Raw genomic sequence first — 25,389 nt, 5'->3', positions numbered from 1 at the left:
ATGAAAAGAATTAATTTACCAAAAGCTTCAATAGCTACTTTAACTACACTTATGATATTTTTAAATACTGGAATTTGCTTTGCAGATGTAAAAAAAGAAGAAACTGTATATGCCATATTAAATAATAATGGTAGCGTTGAAAAAACTATTGTTTCTACTTGGATAAACAGCGATGAAAAGCTTGGAAAATTTACTGATTCTAGTAATCTTAAAAATATAAAAAATGTAAAAGGTGATGAAAAGCCTGTAATAAAGGATGATTCGGTTGAGTGGAATGTTAACAAAGAGGATTTATACTACCAAGGAGAGAGTTCTAAAAAACTCCCTATTGATGTAGATGTTAAATATGAATTAAATGGCAAGAAAGTTAGTGCTAAGGAAATCACTGGGAAGTCAGGTAAATTTAAAATAACTATAGACCTTAAAAATAATGAAAAGAGAATACGTAAAGTAAACGGTAAAAATAGAGATATGTATGTACCATTTTTAACAGCTACTGAAGTTTTATTTGAAAGAGATAATTTTAAAAATATAAAAATAAATAGTGGAGAACTTTTAGACGATGGTAAAAAATCTAGTGTAACATTTGCCTCTTTCCCTGGTTTAAGAGAAAGCTTAGATTTAAGTAAAGATATAGAAGATTATTTAGAATTAGAAGACACACTAGTTATTGAAGGAAATGCAAATAAATTTAAAATGCCTAATATAATGGTTATGGCAACTCCAAAAATTCCAGAGCTTAAAGGAATTGATAAAAACTCTACATTAGATGATTTATCTAAATCTTTAAATGATTTAAGAAAAGGTGGAGATGATTTATTAGATGGATCTAAAAAATTATTGGACGGAAATAATGAATTAAACACTAATTTCGCAAAATTTGATAAAGGTGTAAAATCTTTAGATAAAGGATCTAAAGATCTAAGCAGTGGGATAGATAAATTAAATCAATCAGCTCCATCTTTAGATAATGGAGCAAAAAGTGTAAGTAGCGGTCTTAGTCAACTAAATGATTCTCAAGGCAAGTTTTCTAACGGTGTTGAATCATTTGTAGGAAATACTAATAAGCTTTACGATGCTTATTCAGCTATTAACAGCGGAATTAATAGTGCTAGCGATGGTGCTAATGCACTTAGTTCTGGCCTTTCTAATGGATCTGGCGGTGTAGATAGTTTAATAGCTTCTACAAACAATATAGACCAAGTCGCTGGAGGGATAGCTAACATAGCTGGAGCTTTGGACGAATCTAATCCAGAAGTTGCTAATCAATTAAGAGGATTAGCAGGCTCTTTAAATCAAGTGTCTGAAGGTCAAAGAGGTGGGCTAAATAGTTTAAAAGATGGAATGAGCAGTGCTGTAAGTGGAGCTAATAGCTTAAGCGCTGGACTAGAAAAATTAAAATCCGGTTCAAATAGTTTTAGCTCTAATTTCAAATCTTTAGTAGATGCTGGTTCAACTTTAAGCAGTAGTTCAAAACAATTATCAGCAGCTACTAATAAACTTGAAGATGGTAGTAAAAAGTTGGCTGCAGGAACAAGTGAACTAAGCAAAGGTACTAACCAACTATCTCAAGGTAGTAAAAGTTTAGTTAATGGTACTAAATCTTTAAATGATAATTCAAGCAAACTTTTAAAAGGAACAAATGACCTAGCAAAAGGATCTAGCGAATTATATAAAGGGGTTAATAAATTAAAAAAAGATGGGCTAGATAAAATCTATAAAGAAGGAAATACTAAATTATCTGATATACAAGGTTTGGTAGATGTTAAAGATGAAATGGTTAAACTATCTAAAGATTATAATAACTTCTCTGGCCTTAATAAGGATATGGATGGAAAAGTTAAGTTTATAATGAAAATAAATGACTAAATAAAAAGAAGCTGTTTTTACAGCTTCTTTTTATATTCTTTTAAATATCTGACATTTCCAAATTCACAATTTTATTTGTATCTACATTATTTGAAGGATCATACTCAGGCAAACTTTCATCAATATTAATTGGAATAATTATCCTAAATAATGAACCTTTTTCAAGTTTACTTTCTATCTCTATTTTGCCTCCATGAATTTCTATTATTTCTTTTGATATACAAAGGCCTATTCCACTACCTTCATTTTTTCTAGTATATAAGTTATCGACTTGGTAGAATCTTTGGAATATATAGTTTATCTTATTATCGGGTATTCCTACTCCATTATCTTTTACTTCTATAATGATATCCTCTTTATCCTTATATATCGATAACTCTACAACACCATTTTCATTTGTAAACTTAATTGCATTTGATAAAAGATTTAACACAGCCCTTTGCATTTGATAAACATCTATGGCTGTTATTATTTCTTCATATTTCGTGTCAAATATCATACCGATATTTTTTATTTTTGCAAATTCAATACTTGATTCAAAAACATCCTCTATTATACTAACAATATTACAATTTTCTAAATTCAAGCTAAGCATTCCACACTCAGCTTTCGTCATATCTATTATATTATTTGATATTTTTAATAATCTGTATGAGTTTTGATTTATATTTTCTAATTTATCTATGACATCATCTTCTTTAGCTTTCCCCTTAGATATATTATATTCTAAAAGTTTAGTTGTGCCCAATATTATATTTATAGGTGTTCTTAATTCATGACTTAAGTTAACTATGAAGTCAGACTTTAATTTTTCACGTTCTTTTGCTTTTTCTTCGTCTTCTAATTGTTTTTTTATATCTTTTCTATACATTGAAGCTGCTTTAGTAACAAATACAATAGATATTAAAAAAAATACAAGCAAAATAAGCAATAAGTATTTCATCCATGTTGGAGCTAATAGTTCATATTGCCCTTTATTTATTAAGTTTACATTTGTTCCTACATCAAAAGGATCTATATCATATTCATATATACTTTTATAGTCAACATACGCCTTTGCAGATGGCTCTACCTCATCTTTTATTTTTCAATAGGAGTTCCATTTTTTATTTTTACTATCATATCACATATAATCTTCGCTTGCTCTTGTCCTATATCTACGTGTCCTCCAATAATACCTGCATGTAGATAAGTCTGATCATTTGAATATATAGGTGAACTACTATACTTTTTAATATCACGTATTAAATCCTTAGGTTCTACATATCCACTTGATTTTTTGCACTGAAATTCACCAGCTATAATGTTTATAGTATCTGGCTTATCATCTGACTTTTTTAATTTAGATATTATATCTTCACTGTAATTGCTTTGTATGTAATTTATATCTATTTGATCGTTTAAATAAGTGTCTATCAATTTATTAATCTCGCTTTTTATAGACTCTCCATACTTAGACTTTTCAACTATTAAATTTATATTTTTAGTTTGTTGATTAAGTGAATAGACCAAGTTCATTAAACTTAAACTATCATCACCATGATATATACCCGCCATGTATTTTTTCTTCTTTACTTCCATCTAATTTTCCATCTACTCCACTAAATACTAACGGAATTTTGTAAAAACTGCTATTTTGATTTAAAACTTCTTTATTAAATACTTCAAAAGACTCATCATTTACAGTATATATAGCATCTATACTTCCCCTTGGATACTTTTCATTTAACATATGTTTTAATGACTCTATATATTCGTCATTATAATTGTTTCTAAAATCTAGGTACTCTATTTTAAAGTTTATACTCTCATCAGGATTTTTTTTAGAATAAGATTCTAGCCCATCCATTATAGCTGCTTCCCAGTGATGCCCTTGATTATATGAGTTTAATACCAAAACGTTAAATCCTCTAGATTCTTTTTCGTATGCTTCATATGCTTGTACCCTATAATTAAAAACTTTGAAAAAGATTATAAAAACAAATATGAATATAAAAATATATTTTTTCGTTCCCCGCTTTTTTTTCATTAAAAAGTCTCCCTGCCCTTACTTAAATGTACTTCAAATATAATAATTCTACATATAGCTCCTTTTTACCTTCTGTTTCATAAATTTTACATTATTAAATTTATTCATTTATATCATAAGTTCAATTTAATAATACAACTGGTACACTTTAAATATTTTATACATACATATAAACTAATAGATTATTTAGGAGGGATTTTTTTGTATAAGGGATTATTGACGATTAAAGTGACTGATGAAATTACAAACTTCCCAATTGAAGGAGTTTCTATAAATATATGTGCAATTCCTAAAGAAGGAAGCACAAAAAGCAAATATATTTATAAAAATCTCATTACCAATTCATCCGGTATGATAAAAAAAATTTCATTAGATGCACCAAATTTTATTTACTCTCAAGTTCCTAATTCACCTAGGGCTTACAGTACGTATATACTAACAATATCTAAAGAAGGTTATCAAACAGTTGTAATACAAGGAGTTCAAATTCTTCCTCTTGTAGAAGCTATTCAAAATATTTCACTTTCAAAAATATCTGCTTTTACTACTAAAACTAAAAAAATTTATAAAATTAGTGATAACGTATTATACGGAAATTATCAACCTACAATACTTGAAGACGACTTAAAACCAATACCATTTGTTTTATCAAATGTTGTAGTTCCAGAATATATAATAGTTCATGATGGTATGCCAAGTGATAAAAATGCACCTAATTATTGGATCCCGTTTAGAGATTATATTAAAAACGTTGCAAGCTCTGAGATTTACGCTACATGGCCAACAGAAACAATATATGCAAATGTAGTAGCTATAGTTTCATTTACTTTAAATAGAGTTTATACTGAATGGTATAGAAATATGGGATATGATTTTACAATTACATCTACTACAGCATATGACCATAAATTTATATACAATAGAAATATTTTCGATACTATAAGTATCGTTGTTGATAATATATTTAATGTATATATTCAAAGACCAAAAGGAAATCCTCAACCCCTATTAGCTCAATACTGCGATGGAATTCAAACTCAATGCCCTGGTAAAATGACTCAATGGGGAAGTAAGTATCTAGGAGATCAAGGTTATAAGTTTGATGAAATTTTAAGATATTACTACGGCCAAGATATAGGACTTCAAGGTACGGATATGATAAAAGGAGTTCCTTCTTCATTCCCAGGATATACACTTACACTTTGGTCTACAGGCGAACCAGTTAGAACTATACAAAATCAATTAAATGCTATAGCCAATGCTTATCCTGCTTTACCTAAAGTTGATGTTGATGGTATTTACGGTCCAAAAACACAAGAAAGTGTTCGTAAATTCCAAGAAATATTTAGAATGAATCAAAGCGGAAACGTTGATTTTGCTACTTGGTATGCTATATCTAAAATTTATGTAGCAGTAACTAAAATAGCAGAGTTTGAAATATAAATTAAAATAGCAAAAACAAATAGTGAAAGTGGTAATAGAAGTTTTAGCGACCTTCAAAGCATCTTTCCAGCTTTGGAAGCAAAACTACTGTTACCACCTTCATAACTACAAAATTTTTAAACTTAGCTTAATTTTGTGAAGCCCAATCAGCAGGATAAGTTACATATATAAATCTAGCATAATCCTTAACTGAGAATTGTATACTACTACCTTTTGGTATTAATATTAACTCTCCTGCAGATGCTGATACCGTTTTTCCATTAATTATGATATCTAAAGTTCCTTCTATTACATAATCTACTTCGTCATAATCTAATGTCCAATCAAATGTAGTTTCTTTCATCTCCATTATTCCACATCCTAATCTAGGACTTTCTTCTAATGTAAATAAGTCTTTAGTATATACTACATCACTTGGATTTCCTGTATCTAATCTATTTGACTCATCAACTTTTACAGTTGGAAGTTTTATAGAAATTACTCCACTTTCATCTTTATCTCTTAGAAAGTCAACACTATTTTCACTTCCATTTATCTTTTCTTGTATTATTTGTCTTACTAACTGTTCTAACATAGATTTATCTAAATTCTTTATATCCATCTTAAGCATTCTCCTTTTTTAACATCTTGTTTGCTAATTTCATAGCTAAAATAACTGCAGTAATTCCTCCAACTAACTTAGCTACTATCATTGGTGCTATCATCTCAGCATTAAATCCAGCAGTAAATCCTAAATGATCTCCAAATACAAATGCCGCAGATACAGCAAATGCTACATTTATAATCTTACCTCTATCATCCATATCTTTCATCATACCAAACATAGGTATGCAGTTAGCTAAACTTGCTACTAATCCAGTTGCTGCTATATCATTCATTCCTAAAAGTTTTCCTAAAGCCATAAGTGGTTTATTGAAAACTTTAGTTATAACAAATACTAATGGGAATGCTCCTGCTAAAACTATAGCTATATCTCCAACAATTTCTATTCCCTCGCTAATAGGGTTCATTCCTGGTATTACAACAATTCCAGTTAAAGCTTCAACTATTGCTGCTGCAAGTCCTAAAGTTATTACTATTACAACACCTTTACCAAAGTAAGTAAATCCTTTTATCATTGCACTTTCAAACTTTAATAATCCTAAAGCTATTATTGCTGCAAATATTATTATAGGAATTAAGTTTTTAATTATCATCATTACATCAAATCCTGCAACTAACCCTCCTATAAACGCTCCTATAGGTATAGTTATTATTCCTGCAAGAATTCCTGTTGCTAAGAATTTTTGATCTTCTTTATCTATTATTCCAAGTGCTACCGGTATTATAAATACTATAGTTGGTCCCATCATAGCTCCAACTATAAGTCCTCCAAACAATCCTGCATTTGGATCTTTTGCAAGTTCCATTGCTAGGGGTGCTCCACCCATATCATTTGCTAATATAGAACCTGCAAACATAGCTGGGTCAGCTCCTAACATATCAAATACAGGAACTATAATAGGTCTTAATACATCTGCTAGTACTGGAGCTAAACATATTACCCCTACCATTGCAACTGCAAGTGATCCCATAGCAACAATACCTTCTTCAAATTGTTCACCTAACCCAAATTTATTGCCTATGCACTTATCTATAGCACCCAATACCATAAATGCTACCATTATATAGATTATAATTTCATTTATACTCATGGCTATCCTCTCCCTATTAAATGTTTTATTATTTTTTCATCTACATGAGGCATTACTAAAGCTTGTATCACATCTTTGTCCTTCAACTCTTTTTTACCTTCATCTATTCCGTAATTTACGCTACTTAAACTTCCACAAACTATATATACAAGTTTTCCACCTATTGCAAATGACAATTGAAGTTTAATTATGGTTGTATCGCTACTTTTTAATGTTTTGTCTAATGCTTTTAATCCTGCACATACTTTGCTAGTTTCCATAACCCCTATACAATTAACTTCATTTATAGGTTCATACTTGTTTTTTAATGCACCTATTATACTTTCGTGTACTGAGTTTATAACAAAACTATCTACGACAAACCCTTGTGATATACTAAGTCCATACTCAATAGCGGTATTAACTTCTCCTGTATCACCGCTTATAATTATTATAAACTTTCCAGGGCAAATACTTTTTAAGTATAATATATCAACATAAGATTTTTTGACCATTTCATTAGATACTTCAATTCCCTTTGCAATACTTCTAAACTCTATAGAGCCTATGCTTTTATTCATCATGTACCTCTAGTGAATCTACAACGCCAACTATAGTAGCATCAACTGGTATAGATCTATCCTCCAAAGATTCTCTAGCTCCAGATCCTCTTGTTACTAATACTAAATCTCCATTGCCTGCTCCTGCATTATCAGCTGCAACTAAAAATCCATCACAATATGAATCGTTATCTTTTAAAAGTTTTAAAACTAATAGTTTTTGTCCACATAATTTCTCATCTTTTCTTGTTGCCCAAACGTTTCCAACTACTTTTCCAATTTCCATAAGAATATCTCCTTTACTCTTTATCTACTTTTAAGTTGTGTATTCTTATAAAATCATTAGCTAGTGGGGTTACTAAACTTCTCTTCCCTAATAAAATTTTATCTATACCATTTATTTGAGGTTTTCTTAAATCAGATTCTGATATAAGTTTTTTACTTCTCAAATCAAGTGTATTCTCAGTTAAATTTACATTTACTTTAATTTCTGTATTGTCTTTTACATATTCCTCTTTGTAGTTAACCTTAGTTTCATTTAATATGCTTTTAGGGTTATTTATAATTTCTACTCCATAGCTCTTAATTTCTTTTTCAAAGTTTAAATATTTATTATATAAAGTCTTAGGTGCTGTTTGCTTGTACCTTTTATATTCAAGTCCATCTTCCATTACATAAACTTTTTTTCCGCTCATAATCATCTTTAATATAAAACGTTCTTCATCTGATACGCTATTTCCCATAGCTAAATTACAAAGCCCTCTCAAACAAAGCCTTGATATTACTAAAACATCACAATCTTTTATATCTTTGTTATAATTTAAAACTTTAAATTTATCATTTAAGAATTTATATTTTTCTTCATCTCTTTCCCACATTAATACACACTTAGGAAGATCATTATTGTCTTTTATAGCTTGATTTTCAAGTTTTTTATATATTTCATCTACTATAAATTCTATAAGCTTATCATAATCCATACATATCACCTACCTTATAGATTATTTTTTATTATTCTAGCTAAACATCCTTTGCTAAATCCACATGCATTGGCTTCATCATAATCAATATGCATAAATGTCTCAAAGTTTTTGTTAACTCTTATAACAACATCATCAAATATTAATGGTCTTTTTCCAAATACCTTAACCTTTACAACTTCATTGTCAGAAACGTTGAACTTTTTAGCATCTTCTTCATTCATATGCACATGTCTTTTTGCTACCATAAGACCTTTTTCTAATTCAATGCTATCTTTTTCTGTGTATATTTTTATCCCTAATGTCCCGTTTAAATCTCCACTTTGCTTTATAGGGGCTTTTAATCCTAATTGAGAACAATCAGTTAAAGATACTTCAACTTGAGTTTGTGCTCTTTCTGGTCCAAGTACTATAACATTTTTAAATTCGCCTTTAGGTCCACTTATACAAACTCTTTCTTTACAAGCATATTGCCCTGGTTGAGATAAATCCTTTATCTTTGTAAGTTGATAACCTACTCCAAATAATTTATCTATATCCGCTCTACTTAAATGAATATGTCTTCCAGATGCTTCAACTTCTATAAACGCTTCTTTTTTTACTCTTTTTACAACTTCATCTACGATATTATCTAATGCTATATTCATGCTATCCTCCAACTATTTATATTTATTTGTTCTAATTTTATAGATCATAATCCAAAATACTGAGGATAATCGGTTTAAAGCTTTTATTAAATCTTCTCTTTCAACTTGTCCATATTCTCCTTTGAAAGCTTCATATGCAGCAAGTTCAACCTCTCTTGTTAGTGTTCTTATACTATTTATCTCAACTACCATTTCTCCCATTTCATAATTTGGAAACTCATGACCTATTCCAAAGTATTTTTTAGGATAATGAGATTGTTCTCTTAGTTCTTCAGGTGTCAATCCTAAAAGTTTAAATTCTTCTAATTTTTCTTCTAAAACTTCATATCTCATTATAGTTCTAACAAACACTAAAACTTCCTGAAGATCTTTTAGTAACTTTTTCATTTCATGCTTTTGACATAAAATCTGAGCTTGTAAAATTCTAGCTTCTAAGGAATCTACCTTACCTCTTAAAATAATTCTTTTATGATCTTTAAATACAAGTAAATTACCGTTTAAAGAAGTCATATGTTCAGGTTTTTCGTCTAAGTTAGCTCCAAATACAGTAACATACTTATATCTTTTTTCTTGTTTTACATCAGCTTTATCTTCACTAGTTTTATTTTTTCTATTTCATCTAATGAGTTTACGTATTTTAAAGCTATATTTTTATCAGTTAAATACGATTTTGCTGAAGGAGTTATAATTTGTCCCTTTTCTATATAAAACTCTTTTACATCTGTATGTCCTATTTTTTTCTTACTTCACTTTCTGTTAAAACACCCATATCCTCACAACTCCTATCGGATGTGTAAAAAGGGGGTGTCTCAATTGAAACAACCCCTATTTACTTAAATTTTTATTACTTTTCGCTAACTTTTGGTAATATAGCGTCTACTTCAAAGTGTGGTCTTGGTATAACGTGTACTGATACTAATTCTCCTACTCTTTCAGCTGCAGCTGCTCCTGCATCTGTTGCAGCTTTAACAGCTCCAACATCTCCTCTTACCATTACTGTAACTAATCCTCCACCAACTTGTTCTTTTCCAACTAATTGAACGTTTGCTGCTTTAACCATTGCATCTGCTGCTTCTATTGCTCCTACTAATCCTTTAGTTTCTATCATTCCTAATGCATTTGCGTTTGCCATAATCTTATCCTCCAAAATTTTTATAGTTTATTTTAATTTTTTATTTAGTATACTTTTTAATTATCTTAATTCTTCAATTATTCTTTTCACTAAAATATTTATTAAATCTTCGTTATCACCTAAAGATATGTTTGCATTTGTATTTTGAGGTCTATCTCCTCTTATTTCTTCCATTTCTTTAACTCCATAAGCTACTTTTTTAATGTTTATTAAATCAAGTGGGCCTATATTGTTTGATGTTGAACTTCCACCTATAGCTCCACATCCTAATGTTAGAGCTGGAGTTAAGTTTGTTGAAGCTCCTATTCCTCCAAGAGTAGATGGAGTGTTTACTAAAACTCTAGATACTGGCATATGAAGAGCAAATATTTTTACTAGTTCTTCATTGTTAGCATGCATTGAGAATGTATGCCCAGCACCTTCATTTAATAGTATTTCTCTACATCTAGTTATTACAGAATCTATATTTTTTTCTACATAGAATGCAAGTATTGGTGTAAGCTTTTCTCTAGAGTAAGCTACATCCGGTCCTACTTTTGTTTCTCTTGCCACTAAAACTTTAGCTGTACTTGGTACATTGTTTAAATTTGCTAATTTACAAATAGTTTCAACACTTTTCCCAACTATTTGAGGATTCATAGTTCCATTAGCTCTCATTATGAATTTTGAAAGTTTTTGGCTTTCCTCTTCATTTAATAAGTAAGCTCCTTGATTTTTAAGTTCACTTACAACTTCATTTTCAATAGATTCTTCTATTACTATAGATTGTTCTGATGCACATATAGTTCCATTGTCAAATGTTTTAGAATCTATTATTCTTTTAATAGCTACCTTTATATCTGCACTTTTATCTATAAAGGCTGGTCCATTTCCAGGTCCAACTCCTATAGCTGGTGTTCCTGATGAGTATGCAGCTTTAACCATTGCTTCTCCACCTGTTGCAAGTATTAATGAAGTTAATTTATGCTTCATTAATTCACTTGTACCTTGTAAACTAGGTATTGTTATACATCCTATTGCATCTTTTGGGCATCCTGCATTAACTGCTGCATTTCTTATTATTTCTACAGTTTCAAGGATACACTTTTTAGCATTTGGATGTGGAGAAAATACTATAGCATTTCCACCTTTTAAAGCAATCATAGCTTTATATATTACAGTAGACGTTGGGTTAGTTGATGGTATAAGTCCAGCTACTACTCCAACCGGTGTTGCTATATCTATTGTTTTGTTTTCTCTATCTTCACCTATTATCCCAACTGTTTTTGTATCTTTTAAAGTTTCATAAACCATCTTAGATGCAAATACATTTTTAATTATTTTGTCTTCATATTTTCCAAATCCAGTTTCTTCATTAGCCATTTTAGCTAGCTTTTCAGCATTTTCAAATCCTGCATCTGCAATAGCTTTTACTATTTTATCTATTTGTTCTTGATTCATAGATTCTAGTTTTTGCTGTGCAGCTTTAGCATTTTTCACAAGAGTTCTAACTTCTTGTATTGATACTAAATCTTTATCTAAAAGTGTCATTTTTACTCATCCTCTCTATAAAACTTATCTACTAAAGAAATTAATTCTTCTTTCTTTAAAGCATTTAATTCTTTATATGTCTTCTTTGATCCCAATGACTTAGCTAAGTTTTTAAGTTCTTTTACACTAAGATTTGATAAATTAGGTTTTTCTAACTCATCTTTCTTCTCATTGTGTTTTTCTACCTCTACACTATCTATTTCTATCTCTTCTTGAATATCTTCTACTTCTTTTATTTCAACTTCTTTTTCTACTTCTTTTTCTTCTATTTCATGTACAGTTTCTTCTTCTACACTTTTAATATATTCTTTTTTAAATAAAGCATCATGTACATCTGCATGTAATCTTGGTATAACATGTGTAGCTCTTAATACGCCTACTTTCTCAGCAGCATATTTAGCAGCTTCTACTGCTGACTTTACGGCTCCAACATCTCCACTTACTTCAATTGTAACTATGCCTTGTCCTACCTTTTGTATTCCAACAACTTCTACGCTTGCAGATTTTAAACAAACATCTAGAGCTTCTATCGCAGCAACATAACCAATTGTTTCAACTAATCCTAAAGCATTCATTATCTAACCTTAAAATCCTGTTGGGTTGTCTGCTACAGCTATAACAGCTTGTGCAAAAGCATCACACGCTGCCTTACAAGCTGACTGCGAACCTGTAAGAAGTGCTCCTGCAAAGTTTGTTTCTGTAGGTGGTTCAAATAACTCACATAAAGAAACGTCTGCTGCTTTAAGTGCTGCATCTAAAGCATACATTGCTTCAAGCGGAGGTGCTACTAGATAAGCTAACGCCTCTCCTTCTCTTATGTTTGCTACCTTTGAAAGGTAAGTTCCTGTTCTTGAAACACAGTGAGCATAATATGCTATTGAATCATCATCATTAGCACTTATAAAAGTTGCTCCATATTCCATAAAATCTAAAACTGCATTTAATCCACTTCTTACTTCTGCTGGACTTGGTCCTGCTATAATCCCGATTACTTCTCCAGCTAATTTTGTTGAAGCGTTTGCCGCTCCTGCATACATTGATTTTGCATAAACTACATCTACTTCAGCAGCTTTTGTTGCTTCATCAAGAGCAGTATATGTTACATCATCACAATCAGCTGTTATTAATCCTAAACTTTTATGATGTTGTTCTAAATTTAATTTTTTAGCCATTTCCAAACTTACATTTGAAATTATCTTTACTCCTAGGACATTAGGGCGTATTGCATCATTTTTCATAGTTTAACTCCTCCTATATAGATTACTTAAGATCTATTCCTGAAACTTTTTTCTCTAACATAGTTTTTATTAATTCTGCTATGTGTGCACCAGCCTCAACTGCTGTAGTTCCACCTTTGTGGATATTTGATATAACAGTTCTCTTAGCTTCTGCCATTCCTATATATGGTTTGTATGCAATGTATGCTGACATAGATTCTGCAGTTACAAGACCTGGTCTTTCTCCTACTAACATACATATAACTTCGCTTCCTAATTCTTCTCCTAGATGATCCATAGCTCCAACTCTACAATGTTTAACAAATAATATTTCACTAGAATCTATTCCATACATTTTTAAACCTTGCTTTATAGCTGGTACTATATCTTTTAAGTTAGCTTCTATTGCTGCTGAACTTAATCCATCTCCTGCCATTAATAATACTTTTTGATTAGTTCCAAACTTAGATTTTATTTTATCCATAGTTTCTTTTGAAAATCTTCTTCCAAGATCTGGTCTTGTGATATATTCATCTTTACTTTCACAAAGTGTTTCAACTTCGAATAAGTTATTTTCTTTTATAAATTCATCAGAAACATATGAGAAAACAGAGTCTTGTGCCGCAGCATGGTCTGCTCTAAATCTTAGTGCAGTAGCTGTTTTATATCTTGCTCCACATCTTCCAGTTCCTAATCTTGCAGGAGTTTTTGCTTTCATATCTAAGTAAGCATCTTTATCCTTTGGATTTTCAACTAATAATTGTTTCTTTATATCTACTGTTGTTATATCTTCTATAAATTCATCATTTCCATCTATTTGTGTAGTAACTTGCTTTGTTACCTCGTTTATTGAGTTTGCATCAATTTGTCCAACCATTTGGCCAACTAGTTGCTCTACTAATGTTTTTAAATCTTTTTCGTTCATAACTTAGCCCCCTATCCTAATAATATAGATCCATCTCCTGCTTTTTCTAATAACTTACCATCTTTACTAAATTCCATATTTTCTAACCAGCTGTCAAACTTCTTAATTGCTGTTAATCCAAACATTTCTCTAAGAGCAGCTGTTTCATGGTATCCTGTTGTTTGATAGTTAAGCATTACGTCATCTCCATGAGGTATTCCCATAAAGTATGTACATCCTGCTGCTGTTAATAAAATAGCTAAATTTTCTATATCATTTTGATCTGCTTTCATATGGTTTGTGTAACAAGCATCAACGCCCATTGGTAATCCACTTAATTTACCCATAAAGTGATCTTCAAGTCCCGCTCTTATAACTTCTTTTGCATCGTATAAGTATTCAGGCCCTATAAAACCAACAACTGTGTTTACTAAGAATGGATTAAATCTCTTTGCAAATCCATAACATCTAGCTTCCATAGTAACCTGATCTATTCCATGGTGAGCTTCTGATGAAAGTTCTGAACCTTGTCCTGTTTCAAAGTACATTACATTTGGTCCTGTGCAAGTTCCTTGTTTTAAAACTAATTGTCTTGCTTCTTCAATTGTTGCAGCATCAAATCCAAATGCTTCATTTCCCTTTTGAGAACCTGCAATTGATTGGAATATAAGGTCTGTTGGAGCACCTTTTCTAACAGCTTCCATTTGAGTAGTAACGTGTGCAAGTACACAAATTTGAGTAGGTATATCAAACTTTTGTTTTACTTCTTCAAATCTTTTTAAAACTTTAGTTACACTCTCAACTGAATCATCAACAGGGTTTAACCCAAGTACTGCATCTCCTATTCCATAAGTTAATCCTTCTAAAAGTGATGCTAATATTCCATCTGGATCATCTGTTGGATGGTTTGGTTGAAGTCTTGCCGATAAAGTTCCTGGTTCTCCTATTGTTGTGTTACAATGTGCTTTTACTATTATTTTTTTAGCAGCATAAACTAAATCCATATTAGACATTAATTTTGCAACTGCAGCTATCATTTCAGAAGTTAATCCTCTTGAAATTCTGCTTATATCATCACCTGTAGTGTTTGAATCTAGTAACCATTCCCTTAAGTCTGATACTGTCCAATCTTTTATTTCCTCATATATTTTTTCATTTAAGTCATCCATTATTATTCTTGTAACTTCATCTATTTCATAAGGTACCGCTGGGTTATTTTTTATATCTTCTAACTTTATATTAGATAAAACAACCTTAGCTGCAACTCTTTCTTCTGAAGAAGTAGCTGCAACGCCTGCTAACTTATCTCCTGATTTTTCTTCATTAGCCTTAGCCATTACATCGTATAACCCATTAAACTTATACGTATGTCCAAATAGTTTCGTTTGTAAAATCATTGACTTTCCTCCTTTTATTAGTTAAAAACCAGTGTCTTTATTACTACTGGTAATACTTGACCTTGTGCTATTGGCTTTCCAATATCTATATAATCTCCATTTTCAACTTTAACGCTATCTAGGCATATTAAATTCTTTTTAAAGTTCAATTTGGAATACATACTTTGACCTAAAACTTTAGCCATATCACATTCAACAATAACTATAAATTCTAAATCTCTATCGATTATTTCTTGCATTCCATCTACTAGTCCATCTGCATATGTTTGTATGTCTGAGAAACTAGGATTTGATTTACCTTCAATAGCAATTACAATATTTTGAAGATCATTTTCTAATTTAAACCAATTTAATTTATTTTTTATTGCTTTACTTATGTGTTGACTATCTCCTATTTCATCTTCCTTTGATAATTTTAAAACTGGTAAATTTTTAAGAGGAAAACTTTCGCTAGTGTATGTTATAGTGCTTCCACTAACCTCAGTTGTATGAGACCCTGCTCCTACAACAGTTGCTCTTATAGTTTCTATAGATCTTATAATTTTAAGGTTTTTGAATTCTTCACAGTTTTTAATAGCTTGACCAAGTAAAATACCTATGTCTCCATATTTGAAGTAGTCATCAATTTCGCCATCATAATAAACATAATCTGCAACTCCACCAGAGAAAGATATACATTTTATATCTTCATCTAATTTAATATTTTTGTTGGTAACTATATAATCAAATAGTTCACTTTTAGGTCTTATGCCTACACTTTCAAGCAACAGTTTAACCATTATATCTATAACAGGCTTTAAATTTTCAACTGTAGCAATAGTTCCTAAATCTAAATTTAATTTGTTATTTTTTATAATCTCTTTGATTTTAGGTGATATATATATAATTTCTTTTGTTGACTTATCAATTTTTATAAGCCTTCCACCTATGTCTAAACATCCAGTGTCACAAACTTCGCCTCTTTTAAAAAGCGCTAAGTTTGTTGTTCCTCCTCCTATGTCTAGATTCACAACACTCGTTGAGTGCTCTTTTGAATATATATGTGCTCCTGCTCCTTTTCCAGAAATAATACTTTCTAAGTCAGGCCCAGCTGTTGCAACTACAAAGTCTCCTGCAAAACCACTTAATGAATGAAGTACATCATTTGCATTTTCTTTTCTAGCAGTTTCACCTGTTATAATAACTGCTCCAGTTTGTATATCTGATTTACAAATATTAGCTTTTTTGTACTCTAGTTCTACTAATTCTTTAATTTTATCTCTGTCAATTTCAGTGTTAGAAATAAGTGGAGTAAAATAAACTTCACTCTTGTAAATAATTTCTTTATCTACAATACTAATTCTTGGAACAGAAAAACTTGAAGCCATGTTTTCTACTATTAACTTTGAAAATATAAGTTGTGTAGTACTTGTTCCTATATCAATTCCAACACTTAATAACTCTTCTTTCATTTATTCACCTCCATACACAAAGTGTGTTTTAAACAAGCAAAGAGGCTTAAAGTTATAATAAGTTTAGGCATATATTTACCTAACTTATCAATAACCTTAAGCCCCTTTGCTTAATTAATACTACCACCTTGTAGATATAGTTATTAATACATATATTAAATTATTTTGGAATTTTAAAAATTATTTTTGTTCCTTTATCAGTAGATATTTTTTCAACATCCCCTTTTAGAACCTGTTTTATATAACTATCGATTATAAATGTCCCTAAATTAGTTTTTAATTTATCATCATTTTCAAATCCAATTCCATCATCAACGATAGCTATGATATTTTTATTTTCTTCTTCATTTACTAGTACTTGTATATTCCCACTATCTTTACCTTCAAAAGCATGATCATAGCAATTTTGAATAGCTTCATTTATAGCTAATAGCAATGCACTGGATTTTTCTCCATTTATTTTAAAATCTTCACCTGTAACATATATATTTATATTTTTATCATCACAATATCCGCCTTGGATATTACTAATTAATAAATTTATAGCTTGTAAAATGCTTATACTATTATCCATTTGCTTTGATAGCAAGTGATGATTAGATAGTATTGCAAACACCCTGTTAGTTACATTGTCTAGACACATCTTAACTTCTTCGTTATCTGTTAGTCTACTCTGTTTTCTAAGCAAGGAAATTACTGTTTGAAGATTATTTTTACTCTATGATGAGTTTCTTTAACTGCAATTGATTTAAAAACTAATTCAGCTTCTTTTTCTTTCAATTCAGTTATATCTTGTATTATTTGAATAACTCTAAGTTCTTCAGATTTTCTAACTATTGTTTTTACTTCAAAGAAGCTATAATTTATATTTACTTCTCGTACTTGTTCTATTTTATGACTACTTATAATATCAATAAATTTTTCACTTTCTAATGATATATCATCATATTTAACATCTTCTAAATCTTTTTTCATGCCTATAGCTTCATATATCTTTGTAGTGTTTTTATTCTTAAATTTTAGATTTCCGTATTTATCAAACACAAGTATAGCAGCATTTAAATTATCAGTTATAAAACTGTTTTGCTTTATTAAGTTTATTAATTCTTTTGATTCTTTTTTATTTGTATCAAATTCGTCTTTTAACTCTTTGCTTATGTCTTTTTCTACAATCAACACTGCAATTGTTTTATCATTTAGTTCTATAGGTTGTATGCTTTGCCTCACAAGTTTATACTCTTGTGTCAAAGCTTTTATATCTTTTGAGGTAATTCCTGTTAGTAGCGTATTTATAACTCCTGGTTCATTTATACTCAAAGCTTTTTTTCCTACTACATTATTTTTGTAAATAGAATTATTTTTAGCTTTTCCATGAGCCACTACAATAGCCTCTTCTTGGTTTTTCGTTAATATGTCTATAAAGACATCGCTTTCATAAAAGTTAGCCATTAGATCTAAGGATTTTGAAATATCAATTACTTTGTCAATTTCTTCACTATTTAAGTTAGAATACTCTTGACATAACGCTTTTATCATATGATTATTCCTCGTAACCTATAATAATAGTTTTTGCAATTTCAAGCATAGAAGTTCTTTTATCCATACTAAGTTTTCTTATTCTTGTATATGCTTCTTCCTCATCAATTTCAAATTCTCTTATAAGTATCCCTTTGGCTCTTTCTACTAACTTCCTTTCAGTCAACTTATTGCTTATCTTATCGAGGTCTTTTTTCATCTTTTCAAATTCTCTTACTTTACCTATACACATTTCAATTGTTGGTATAAATATCTTCTCATTAATAGGTTTCACTAGGTATCCAAAGGCACCTATTTCTTTTGCTTTTTTAAATACTCATCCCCTTCAAAAGAAGTTGATAAAAGTATTCCTCCTGCTAAGTTATCTTTTGTTATTATCTTACCAGCTTTAAGTCCATCTAACATTGGCATATCTATATCCATTATAACTAAATCTGGATTATACTTTTTGCATGCTTCAACAGCTTCAAATCCATCACATGCTTCTCCAACAACATTATATCCTCTATCAGTTAGAATGTCTTTTATATCCATTCTGATTATTGGTTCATCATCGACTACCAATATATTTCCTTTCATATGTTGCCACCTCACTTTAGCTAACTTAAATATTCAAATAACTCTTCAATACCTATGCCTTTGATAGTATCTACTAAAAATATTTCATTAACACCTGCCATTTTAAGCTTTTCTTTTGCTAGCTCAATTTCATCTTTGTTTGCTATATCTATTTTTGTAATTATACCTATTACATTTTTAGCAAACATACTAGCAAATCCTGGTGCAATATATCCTTCACTTTGTGTAGGGTCGTATACTAATGCTATAGTTTTTGCATCTACAGCTGTAGTTATAAGTGCGCTATACAAACTTCTATTTTCAATATATTCTCCAGGTGTATCTATTGATTGATTGTATAATTCAACTGATTGAGTTTTATTATACTTTATTTCTAAATCATCAAGCTTTTGGCATAGTGTTGTCTTTCCACTACCTGTTTTACCCATAAATATTATATTTTTCATAATTTAAGTCCTCGTTATCTTTGTTGATGTAAAGTTTAACATATTTCCTAGCACTTCTACAACTTCATTAAGAGCTGATTCAACAGAACTTATATCTCCTGTGACAACTACAGATCCACTAAATCTATCTATAAATCCTAATTGTACACCTGATGCTTTTGTTGCTACATCTGCAGCTATAATCGATGCTTCACTTGGAGTTATTGTAAGTATGCCTATTGCATCTTTTTTATCTATTATAAGTCCTAATTTCTTGTATATATCTTCATTTGGATTCGCTATTACATGTGCTAATGTAACTTGTTTTCCAGGAACGTATTCCTGAATGACTCTGTTTTTAGTTTCTTCTGTCATTTTGAAACCTTCTTTCTTAAATCAAATAAAGCTCCTTAAAAATATATACTATCAATATATCTTTAAGAAGCTCCGTTGCTTTTTAATCAATTATCACGCCCTTGTGATAATTTAATTATAGATATACGTTTTCCACTTGTCAATATTTATTTCAAAATATTTAAAAAACCATTTTATTAAGTTTTTATTAAATTATTTGTTTTAATATGTCGATTATTCCCGAATCATTCGGAATTCTAGGGTTTGTCTTAGTGCATCCATCTTTTAAAGCAAGTTGAGCAATTTCTGGTAATAAATTTTCCACATCAACTTTATTCACTTTACAATCTGTTAACTTCATCGGCATATTCATATTTTTTTGCATTTTCTTAATTTCATTTACTAAATTTTTCACACCTAATCTAACATTAGAAGATTCTAGCCCTAACATTTTAGCTATTTGTGCATATTTTTTAGCAGTGTCTGAGTAAGATGCATTATTGTATCCTGAAATATTAGCATTATATTCTATAACATAAGGAAGTAATATTGAATTAGTTCTTCCATGAGGTATATGGAACTTTGCACCTACTATATGTGCTATTCCATGATTTAATCCTAATGAAGCTTGGTTAAATGCTAATCCCGCCATACATGATGCATTGTGCATTTTTTCTCTAGCCTCTAAATTTGATCCATCTTTATATGCATCAATTAAATATTCGTGTACAAGTTTTATTGCCTTTTCTGCTAATGCATCAGAGAAATCATTACTATCTGTTGATACATAAGCCTCTATAGCATGAGTTAATACATCCATACCAGTGTCTGCTGTTATAAAGTTTGGAACAGTTTTTACTAGTTCTGGGTCTAATATAGCTTTATTAGGTATTAAATCAGCTGAAACAAGCGGGTACTTTGTACCTTTTTGTGCATCTGTTATTACAGAGAAAGATGTTACTTCTGACCCAGTACCACTAGTTGTAGGTATTGCAATAAACTCAATTTCATTTATCTTAAATATTTGTTTTGAAAAATCCATTATTGCTTTAGCTGCATCAATTGCTGATCCTCCACCTAAGGCAATAATTATGTCCGGAGAGTAATCTTTTATTTTTCCATACCTTTTACAACTATTTCGATTGGAGGATCTGGCACAATTTCACTAAATATATTACAATCATTTCCTTCTAGATTGATTAATATTTTGTCTATTGTTTTAGATTCAATCATAAATGGGTCTGTTATTATAAATATTTTTTATTTGTTATATCTTTTAATGATTCTAAAGCTCCTATACCGCAGCTTATTTTTGTCTTTATTTCAAAGTTGTACATTTGTATTTCCCCTTTTCTTTTTTAAGTACAAAAAAGCTCCATAGATTAATCTATGGAGCTTCGTTGCTTCCTAATGCACCTCTTTGTGCTATTTTAAATATACTATATAAAATTTATCATTGTCAATAAATAAGTTATATTTTATTTACATAACTGGAAGCTTAATTACAAACTCGCTTCCTTTACCTAATTCACTATATACTAAAATATTTCCTCCATGCTCAGCTACTATAGCTTTTGATATAGCAAGTCCAACTCCTATACCTCCTGTGTCTTTAGACCTTGACTTGTCAACCCTATAAAATCTTTCAAATATATAGTTTAATTCATCTTCAGGTATTCCAATTCCATTGTCTTTTATAGATATATTTATGCTATCATCATAATTTTCTACTTTAATTAAAATGTTTCCTCCATAGTTTGTGTATTTTATTGCATTAACTAAAATATTGACTATAACTTGAGAAAATTTTTCTTTATCTACATATGCAAAACTTTATTTAATTCATATTCAATTTTTATATTTTTTCTAAAGCTTTTGATTCATAAGTATATGTTATATTTTTTATAAAATCACTTAAGTTAGTTTTAGTTTTATTCAACTCATTTACCGAACTATCAAATGTAGATAAATTTTTAATTGAACCTATTAACTTTCCTAACCTTTGAACTTCTTCTCTTATACTTGTAAGTCTCTCTGGCGTTGGATCCCAAATTCCATCAATAATAGCATCTAAATGTCCTTGAATATTTGTTACAGGAGTCCTAAGTTCATGCGCTATATCAGTTGTTAACTGTTTTCTTAAAAGTTCTTGCTTGTTTAGTTCCTCAGCTAACATATCTATAGACTTTGTAAGTTCATTAACTTCTTTTATATTGCTTTTATAATTCAATCTATTTTTATAGTTTCCACTTCCTATAACTTTAGCAATTTTAGATACATTTTTTATAGGGTTGGAAATAGACTTTGAAATTATTACAGATATTATTATAACGCTTATTACAGCTACTATACTTATAAATATCATAAATTTATTCATAATATTTAAAAATTCAAGATCATCTTCCATGTAATAAATAGAATCATAATGTATTATCCTTTCATACCCTACTAACTGCTTATTATCATATATGTCAAATTTATATTCTTTAAGTTTACCATTCCAATTTTGATTAATACTTTTCATATTCTTTTTTATTGTATTTAGCCTTTGATTTGATAATAGTTTTTCATCTTCAAAAACACTCCAAACCAATTTTCCATTTTTGTCATACACCTCTAGAGCTATCCCTTTTCTTATTGCATCTTCACCTAAAAGTTTTATATTTTCTACATCCCATATATCGTTGTCATATACATTTTGTAAATCAAATACAAGGTGGTTTACCTCATCCTTATTATTTTCATCAACATATTTGCTGAAGACACTTTTGAATGACGAGTTTATGAATATAGAAATAATAATTGTTATTAAAGTAACTATAACTGAAAATGCTATTAAAATTTGACTATTTAGAGAAATATATTTTTTATTCTTCTTCAAATTTATATCCTACTCCATATACAGTTTTTATTATTTTGCAGTCTCTAGAATCAATCTCTATCTTTTGCCTTAAATTTTTTATATGACTATCTATAACCCTATCAAATTTTTCTAAATGGTCTTCTACTACATTTTCTAAAAGTTCTTCTCTAGTATATATTTTTTAGGATTCGAGGCCATCACCAATAATAATTTGTATTCTGTGTTAGTTAAAATAACACTTTTTCCCCTAACTTTTACTTCATGGTTTTTTGTATTTATTTCAATTTGATTTTTAAATTTTATATTTTCACTATTCTCTAACTCATGACTTCGTTTTAATACAGATTTTATTCTTAAAATTAATTCTTTCACATTAAATGGTTTGCATATATAATCATCACAACCTAATTCAAAACCTTCAATTCTATCATCGTCTTCTGTTTTTGCACTTAACATAATTATAGCTACATTCATCAATTTACAATTATTTCGTATATAATTACAAATTTCTTCGCCACTTATATCAGGTAACATCCTGTCTAATAAAACTATATCATACTGATTGTTGTCAAGATAATTGATAGCATCATTTCCATTGTATGCTACATCAGTTTTATATCCTTCTTTATCTAAATAAGCTTTTACAAACTCACAAATCTTTTTTTCATCATCTACAAGTAGTATATTTATCATCGCCTACCCCATCTCTTATTAACTTTACTTAAAAATTAATTTTTCTTTTTCTCATTCCAACATTAAGCACTAAACCTAGTGCTGATAATGAACCAACCAAGGAACTTGCTCCATAACTAATAAATGGAAGTGTTATTCCTGTAACAGGTATTAATGCCATAGTCATACCTATATTTTGAATAATTTGGTATGCAAACATACTAGTTACTCCAATTATAATTAAAGTTCCATAAAAATCCTTTGACTCTTTTGCATCCTTTAGCATTGTTAATAAAAATGCTCCATATAATATCACTAAAGCTCCCATTCCTATTAGCCCCAATTCTTCTCCTATAACAGCAAATATAAAGTCACTGTCTGGTACTGGTAAGAAACCATTTTGACTTTGTGTTCCTTCATAAAGCCCTTTCCCCTTTACACCACCTGATCCTATAGCTATCATAGATTGGACAACTTGATAATTTCCTTTATAACTTAAATCATTAGGATTTAAGAAAGCTTCTATTCTAACTTTTTGATGCGGAGCTAAACATGTATAAATTAATGGTAATAATAATACGCCTATTAAAATAGTATTTCTTATTATTTTACCATTAAGTCCTGATACAAATAACATTCCAAACATTATACATATAAAAACTATAGTTCCTCCTAAGTCTGGCTGCAGCAACATTAAAAGTAGAACTGGCATAGCTTTTAATACTGCTGGTATTATTTGTTTTATATTATTTAGTTTGCCTTTATATCCTTCTGCAATTTTAGCGTAACTTACTATGAAAGTAAGCTTGGCAATTTCTGATGTTTGAAGATATAGTGGCCCTAATTTTATCCATCTTCTAGACCCTTCTTGTACTACTCCTAATCCAGGTACCCATATACTTAATAATAATATTATAGTAAATATATAAAAAAGCTTATGAGATTTACCTATTTTAATATAGTCAATTTTTATAGTGAAAATTATTAAAGCAACCCCTATTCCAAATGCCAATAATTGTTTCATTATTTCTCTATAGTTACCGGTTATATTTGCATGAGTTGCAGTTGTTAGCATTACAAGTCCAAATATAAATATAAGTGTAACATTTAATATTAATTTCCAGTTTAAATTTTTTATATGCTTAGGTGTTAATTTTTCCATAATCCTAATCCTCTTTCTCGTTTCTATTTTCTAGTTATATAAACTACAAATTTATAAAAGGATTATAAAAATTAATTATGGAGAAATTATGGAGATTATTTGAGAGTAAATATAAAAGGGATATTTTAAAATATCCCTTTTATATTTACTCTATTTATTCATAAATAAAATTATCTATTAATCTTGTATTTCCAATAAAAACAGCTACTGCAATCAACGAACCCTCCTCAATAGTTCTTACACTTTTTATACTTTTATTATCAACTGTACTTATATAATCAATTTTGGCTAAAGGTTCTTTACTAATTTCATTTTTTATAAAATTAATTATTTTTTTAGAATCTCTTTCTCCACCTTTTATTAAAGATTTTGCTTTCTTTAATGATTTATTTATTATAGTTGCAGCTTGTCTTTCTTCTTTGCTTAAATATGTATTTCTTGAACTCTTAGCTAATCCATCAGCTTCTCTAACTATAGCACAACTTACAATTTCAATATCAAAATTTAAATCTATTACCATTGCTTTATTATAGAAAGTTGTTGAGCATCTTTTTGTCCAAAATATGCTTTATCTGGATTTACTATATTAAATAGCTTACTCACAACCGTACAAACTCCTCTAAAATGAGTTGGTCTGCTTTTCCCGCATAATCCAGAAGTTAAATTATTCAAGTCTACAAAAGTGCTAAATTCGTCTGTATACATTTCTTCAACACTTGGATTAAATATTAAACTAGCTCCATTTTTTCACATATATCACTATCCCTATCTATATTCCTTGGATATGTAGATAAATCTTCATTTATTCCAAATTGCATTGGATTTACAAATATACTTACAATTACTCTATCATTATCCTCACTAGCCTTTTTTATTAAGCTTTCATGTCCTTCATGTAGGTATCCCATAGTGGGTACAAGTGCTACACTTAATCCATCATTTTCCAATCCTTAACTTGTTTTCTTA

At 29.5% G+C, this 25,389-nt stretch carries 32 protein-coding genes and 1 pseudogene; 2 read left to right on the top strand and 31 right to left on the bottom strand.

What is annotated here, in order from left to right:
• Positions 1-1,869 (top strand): hypothetical protein, encoded by a 1,869-nt coding sequence (locus LEQ07_RS05070; RefSeq protein ID WP_263329756.1) that lies wholly within the window; start codon positions 1-3, stop codon positions 1,867-1,869.
• Positions 1,870-1,909: 40 nt separating this feature from the next.
• Here LEQ07_RS05070 and LEQ07_RS05065 read toward each other — a convergent pair whose 3' ends face one another.
• The 3 genes from LEQ07_RS05065 to LEQ07_RS05055 form a co-directional block, all read right to left on the bottom strand.
• On the bottom strand, positions 1,910-2,740 hold the full coding sequence (locus LEQ07_RS05065; RefSeq protein WP_263329755.1) for a sensor histidine kinase: 831 nt from the start codon (positions 2,738-2,740) through the stop codon (positions 1,910-1,912).
• Positions 2,741-2,949: 209 nt separating this feature from the next.
• Positions 2,950-3,450 (bottom strand): hypothetical protein, encoded by a 501-nt coding sequence (locus tag LEQ07_RS05060; RefSeq protein ID WP_263329754.1) that lies wholly within the window; start codon positions 3,448-3,450, stop codon positions 2,950-2,952.
• The gene (locus LEQ07_RS05055) at positions 3,404-3,898 is read right to left on the bottom strand and encodes a hypothetical protein (RefSeq protein ID WP_263329753.1); all 495 of its coding nucleotides are present in this window, start codon (positions 3,896-3,898) and stop codon (positions 3,404-3,406) included. The genes LEQ07_RS05060 and LEQ07_RS05055 overlap by 47 nt, the downstream gene beginning before the upstream one ends.
• A gap of 201 nt (positions 3,899-4,099) precedes the next feature.
• Between LEQ07_RS05055 and LEQ07_RS05050 the strand changes: the two genes are divergently transcribed.
• Entirely contained in the window at positions 4,100-5,341 is a 1,242-nt protein-coding gene (locus LEQ07_RS05050) for a peptidoglycan-binding protein (RefSeq protein ID WP_263329752.1), read from the top strand.
• Positions 5,342-5,468: 127 nt separating this feature from the next.
• Here LEQ07_RS05050 and LEQ07_RS05045 read toward each other — a convergent pair whose 3' ends face one another.
• The 28 genes and pseudogenes from LEQ07_RS05045 to panC all read right to left on the bottom strand — a co-directional run bounded on the left by LEQ07_RS05045 (position 5,469) and on the right by panC (position 25,331).
• Positions 5,469-5,942, bottom strand: coding sequence for a cupin domain-containing protein (locus LEQ07_RS05045; RefSeq protein WP_046823932.1), 474 nt, complete (start codon positions 5,940-5,942; stop codon positions 5,469-5,471).
• Between the two features lies 1 nt (position 5,943).
• On the bottom strand, positions 5,944-7,035 hold the full coding sequence (gene eutH / locus LEQ07_RS05040; RefSeq protein ID WP_263329751.1) for an ethanolamine utilization protein EutH: 1,092 nt from the start codon (positions 7,033-7,035) through the stop codon (positions 5,944-5,946).
• Positions 7,036-7,037: 2 nt separating this feature from the next.
• Positions 7,038-7,595, bottom strand: a complete 558-nt coding sequence (locus LEQ07_RS05035; protein WP_046823930.1) for a BMC domain-containing protein — start codon at positions 7,593-7,595, stop codon at positions 7,038-7,040.
• Complete coding sequence (locus tag LEQ07_RS05030) at positions 7,588-7,860, bottom strand: EutN/CcmL family microcompartment protein (protein ID WP_021429325.1); 273 nt, start codon at positions 7,858-7,860, stop codon at positions 7,588-7,590. The genes LEQ07_RS05035 and LEQ07_RS05030 overlap by 8 nt, the downstream gene beginning before the upstream one ends.
• A gap of 13 nt (positions 7,861-7,873) precedes the next feature.
• Entirely contained in the window at positions 7,874-8,554 is a 681-nt protein-coding gene (locus LEQ07_RS05025; protein WP_263329750.1) for a TIGR02536 family ethanolamine utilization protein, read from the bottom strand.
• Positions 8,555-8,568: 14 nt separating this feature from the next.
• Positions 8,569-9,201, bottom strand: a complete 633-nt coding sequence (eutD, locus tag LEQ07_RS05020) for an ethanolamine utilization phosphate acetyltransferase EutD (RefSeq protein ID WP_046823928.1) — start codon at positions 9,199-9,201, stop codon at positions 8,569-8,571.
• Positions 9,202-9,213: 12 nt separating this feature from the next.
• A complete protein-coding gene (locus tag LEQ07_RS05015; protein ID WP_263329749.1) occupies positions 9,214-9,711 on the bottom strand; it encodes a hypothetical protein in 498 nt (165 codons plus the stop codon).
• Positions 9,712-10,045: 334 nt separating this feature from the next.
• Positions 10,046-10,333 (bottom strand): ethanolamine utilization microcompartment protein EutM, encoded by a 288-nt coding sequence (gene eutM, locus LEQ07_RS05010; RefSeq protein ID WP_021429341.1) that lies wholly within the window; start codon positions 10,331-10,333, stop codon positions 10,046-10,048.
• 60 nt (positions 10,334-10,393) lie between these two features.
• The gene (locus LEQ07_RS05005) at positions 10,394-11,863 is read right to left on the bottom strand and encodes an acetaldehyde dehydrogenase (acetylating) (protein ID WP_046823926.1); all 1,470 of its coding nucleotides are present in this window, start codon (positions 11,861-11,863) and stop codon (positions 10,394-10,396) included.
• Positions 11,864-11,865: 2 nt separating this feature from the next.
• Complete coding sequence (locus LEQ07_RS20055) at positions 11,866-12,438, bottom strand: BMC domain-containing protein (RefSeq protein WP_317852016.1); 573 nt, start codon at positions 12,436-12,438, stop codon at positions 11,866-11,868.
• Between the two features lie 9 nt (positions 12,439-12,447).
• Positions 12,448-13,101, bottom strand: coding sequence for an ethanolamine utilization microcompartment protein EutL (gene eutL, locus LEQ07_RS04995; protein WP_046823924.1), 654 nt, complete (start codon positions 13,099-13,101; stop codon positions 12,448-12,450).
• A gap of 22 nt (positions 13,102-13,123) precedes the next feature.
• Positions 13,124-14,005, bottom strand: coding sequence for an ethanolamine ammonia-lyase subunit EutC (gene eutC / locus LEQ07_RS04990; RefSeq protein ID WP_046823923.1), 882 nt, complete (start codon positions 14,003-14,005; stop codon positions 13,124-13,126).
• Positions 14,006-14,016: 11 nt separating this feature from the next.
• Positions 14,017-15,381 carry an ethanolamine ammonia-lyase subunit EutB gene (locus LEQ07_RS04985; RefSeq protein ID WP_021429282.1) on the bottom strand — a complete coding sequence of 455 codons (1,365 nt, stop codon included), beginning with the start codon at positions 15,379-15,381 and terminating at the stop codon, positions 14,017-14,019.
• Between the two features lie 17 nt (positions 15,382-15,398).
• A complete protein-coding gene (gene eutA, locus LEQ07_RS04980; RefSeq protein WP_263329748.1) occupies positions 15,399-16,832 on the bottom strand; it encodes an ethanolamine ammonia-lyase reactivating factor EutA in 1,434 nt (477 codons plus the stop codon).
• A 160-nt stretch (positions 16,833-16,992) separates the two neighbouring features.
• Complete coding sequence (locus tag LEQ07_RS04975) at positions 16,993-17,520, bottom strand: ATP-binding protein (protein ID WP_263329747.1); 528 nt, start codon at positions 17,518-17,520, stop codon at positions 16,993-16,995.
• A gap of 5 nt (positions 17,521-17,525) precedes the next feature.
• A complete protein-coding gene (locus tag LEQ07_RS04970; protein ID WP_263329746.1) occupies positions 17,526-18,368 on the bottom strand; it encodes a histidine kinase N-terminal domain-containing protein in 843 nt (280 codons plus the stop codon).
• Between the two features lie 4 nt (positions 18,369-18,372).
• Positions 18,373-18,642, bottom strand: a complete 270-nt coding sequence (locus LEQ07_RS04965; RefSeq protein WP_263329744.1) for an ANTAR domain-containing response regulator — start codon at positions 18,640-18,642, stop codon at positions 18,373-18,375.
• 17 nt (positions 18,643-18,659) lie between these two features.
• Entirely contained in the window at positions 18,660-18,947 is a 288-nt protein-coding gene (locus LEQ07_RS04960) for a response regulator (RefSeq protein ID WP_263329743.1), read from the bottom strand.
• Between the two features lie 20 nt (positions 18,948-18,967).
• Positions 18,968-19,393, bottom strand: coding sequence for a EutP/PduV family microcompartment system protein (locus LEQ07_RS04955; RefSeq protein WP_046823920.1), 426 nt, complete (start codon positions 19,391-19,393; stop codon positions 18,968-18,970).
• A gap of 3 nt (positions 19,394-19,396) precedes the next feature.
• Positions 19,397-19,747, bottom strand: coding sequence for an ethanolamine utilization microcompartment protein EutS (gene eutS / locus LEQ07_RS04950; RefSeq protein ID WP_142730291.1), 351 nt, complete (start codon positions 19,745-19,747; stop codon positions 19,397-19,399).
• Positions 19,748-19,934: 187 nt separating this feature from the next.
• Entirely contained in the window at positions 19,935-20,789 is an 855-nt protein-coding gene (locus LEQ07_RS04945; protein WP_332842938.1) for an iron-containing alcohol dehydrogenase, read from the bottom strand.
• Positions 20,790-20,836: 47 nt separating this feature from the next.
• Complete coding sequence (locus LEQ07_RS20805; RefSeq protein ID WP_332842489.1) at positions 20,837-20,959, bottom strand: hypothetical protein; 123 nt, start codon at positions 20,957-20,959, stop codon at positions 20,837-20,839.
• 249 nt (positions 20,960-21,208) lie between these two features.
• Positions 21,209-21,496 carry a sensor histidine kinase gene (locus LEQ07_RS22870; protein ID WP_263329779.1) on the bottom strand — a complete coding sequence of 96 codons (288 nt, stop codon included), beginning with the start codon at positions 21,494-21,496 and terminating at the stop codon, positions 21,209-21,211.
• 85 nt (positions 21,497-21,581) lie between these two features.
• The gene (locus tag LEQ07_RS04935) at positions 21,582-22,607 is read right to left on the bottom strand and encodes a histidine kinase dimerization/phospho-acceptor domain-containing protein (protein WP_263329742.1); all 1,026 of its coding nucleotides are present in this window, start codon (positions 22,605-22,607) and stop codon (positions 21,582-21,584) included.
• Positions 22,594-22,767 (bottom strand): winged helix-turn-helix domain-containing protein, encoded by a 174-nt coding sequence (locus tag LEQ07_RS22400; RefSeq protein ID WP_334307499.1) that lies wholly within the window; start codon positions 22,765-22,767, stop codon positions 22,594-22,596. The genes LEQ07_RS04935 and LEQ07_RS22400 overlap by 14 nt, the downstream gene beginning before the upstream one ends.
• Positions 22,743-23,282 (bottom strand): response regulator transcription factor, encoded by a 540-nt coding sequence (locus LEQ07_RS04930; RefSeq protein ID WP_332842930.1) that lies wholly within the window; start codon positions 23,280-23,282, stop codon positions 22,743-22,745. The genes LEQ07_RS22400 and LEQ07_RS04930 overlap by 25 nt, the downstream gene beginning before the upstream one ends.
• 28 nt (positions 23,283-23,310) lie before the next feature.
• A complete protein-coding gene (locus LEQ07_RS04925) occupies positions 23,311-24,423 on the bottom strand; it encodes an FtsW/RodA/SpoVE family cell cycle protein (RefSeq protein WP_263329740.1) in 1,113 nt (370 codons plus the stop codon).
• A 154-nt stretch (positions 24,424-24,577) separates the two neighbouring features.
• Positions 24,578-25,331: pseudogene (gene panC, locus LEQ07_RS04920) on the bottom strand (pantoate--beta-alanine ligase).
• Positions 25,332-25,389: the final 58 nt, after the last annotated feature.

It is taken from the genome of Paraclostridium sp. AKS73 (assembly GCF_025671395.1).
GTDB classification, from domain to species: Bacteria; Bacillota; Clostridia; order Peptostreptococcales; family Peptostreptococcaceae; genus Paraclostridium; species Paraclostridium benzoelyticum.
Note: the sequence above shows the minus strand (reverse complement) of the source record. Positions and strands in the feature narration are given on the sequence as shown.

Excerpts from the sequence above, each read along its gene's own strand:
- LEQ07_RS05070 (WP_263329756.1), top strand. The coding sequence starts at position 1 with ATGAAAAGAATTAATTTACCAAAAGCTTCAATAGCTACTTTAACTACA.
- LEQ07_RS05065 (WP_263329755.1), bottom strand. The coding sequence starts at position 2,740 with ATGTATAGAAAAGATATAAAAAAACAATTAGAAGACGAAGAAAAAGCA.
- LEQ07_RS05060 (WP_263329754.1), bottom strand. The coding sequence starts at position 3,450 with ATGGAAGTAAAGAAGAAAAAATACATGGCGGGTATATATCATGGTGAT.
- LEQ07_RS05055 (WP_263329753.1), bottom strand. The coding sequence starts at position 3,898 with ATGAAAAAAAAGCGGGGAACGAAAAAATATATTTTTATATTCATATTT.
- LEQ07_RS05045 (WP_046823932.1), bottom strand. The coding sequence starts at position 5,942 with ATGGATATAAAGAATTTAGATAAATCTATGTTAGAACAGTTAGTAAGA.
- eutH (WP_263329751.1), bottom strand. The coding sequence starts at position 7,035 with ATGAGTATAAATGAAATTATAATCTATATAATGGTAGCATTTATGGTA.
- LEQ07_RS05035 (WP_046823930.1), bottom strand. The coding sequence starts at position 7,595 with ATGAATAAAAGCATAGGCTCTATAGAGTTTAGAAGTATTGCAAAGGGA.
- LEQ07_RS05030 (WP_021429325.1), bottom strand. The coding sequence starts at position 7,860 with ATGGAAATTGGAAAAGTAGTTGGAAACGTTTGGGCAACAAGAAAAGAT.
- LEQ07_RS05025 (WP_263329750.1), bottom strand. The coding sequence starts at position 8,554 with ATGGATTATGATAAGCTTATAGAATTTATAGTAGATGAAATATATAAA.
- eutD (WP_046823928.1), bottom strand. The coding sequence starts at position 9,201 with ATGAATATAGCATTAGATAATATCGTAGATGAAGTTGTAAAAAGAGTA.
- LEQ07_RS05015 (WP_263329749.1), bottom strand. The coding sequence starts at position 9,711 with ATGACTTCTTTAAACGGTAATTTACTTGTATTTAAAGATCATAAAAGA.
- eutM (WP_021429341.1), bottom strand. The coding sequence starts at position 10,333 with ATGGCAAACGCAAATGCATTAGGAATGATAGAAACTAAAGGATTAGTA.
- LEQ07_RS05005 (WP_046823926.1), bottom strand. The coding sequence starts at position 11,863 with ATGACACTTTTAGATAAAGATTTAGTATCAATACAAGAAGTTAGAACT.
- LEQ07_RS20055 (WP_317852016.1), bottom strand. The coding sequence starts at position 12,438 with ATGAATGCTTTAGGATTAGTTGAAACAATTGGTTATGTTGCTGCGATA.
- eutL (WP_046823924.1), bottom strand. The coding sequence starts at position 13,101 with ATGAAAAATGATGCAATACGCCCTAATGTCCTAGGAGTAAAGATAATT.
- eutC (WP_046823923.1), bottom strand. The coding sequence starts at position 14,005 with ATGAACGAAAAAGATTTAAAAACATTAGTAGAGCAACTAGTTGGCCAA.
- LEQ07_RS04985 (WP_021429282.1), bottom strand. The coding sequence starts at position 15,381 with ATGATTTTACAAACGAAACTATTTGGACATACGTATAAGTTTAATGGG.
- eutA (WP_263329748.1), bottom strand. The coding sequence starts at position 16,832 with ATGAAAGAAGAGTTATTAAGTGTTGGAATTGATATAGGAACAAGTACT.
- LEQ07_RS04970 (WP_263329746.1), bottom strand. The coding sequence starts at position 18,368 with ATGATAAAAGCGTTATGTCAAGAGTATTCTAACTTAAATAGTGAAGAA.
- LEQ07_RS04960 (WP_263329743.1), bottom strand. The coding sequence starts at position 18,947 with ATGAAAGGAAATATATTGGTAGTCGATGATGAACCAATAATCAGAATG.
- LEQ07_RS04955 (WP_046823920.1), bottom strand. The coding sequence starts at position 19,393 with ATGAAAAATATAATATTTATGGGTAAAACAGGTAGTGGAAAGACAACA.
- eutS (WP_142730291.1), bottom strand. The coding sequence starts at position 19,747 with ATGACAGAAGAAACTAAAAACAGAGTCATTCAGGAATACGTTCCTGGA.
- LEQ07_RS20805 (WP_332842489.1), bottom strand. The coding sequence starts at position 20,959 with ATGATTGAATCTAAAACAATAGACAAAATATTAATCAATCTAGAAGGA.
- LEQ07_RS04930 (WP_332842930.1), bottom strand. The coding sequence starts at position 23,282 with ATGATAAATATACTACTTGTAGATGATGAAAAAAAGATTTGTGAGTTT.
- LEQ07_RS04925 (WP_263329740.1), bottom strand. The coding sequence starts at position 24,423 with ATGGAAAAATTAACACCTAAGCATATAAAAAATTTAAACTGGAAATTA.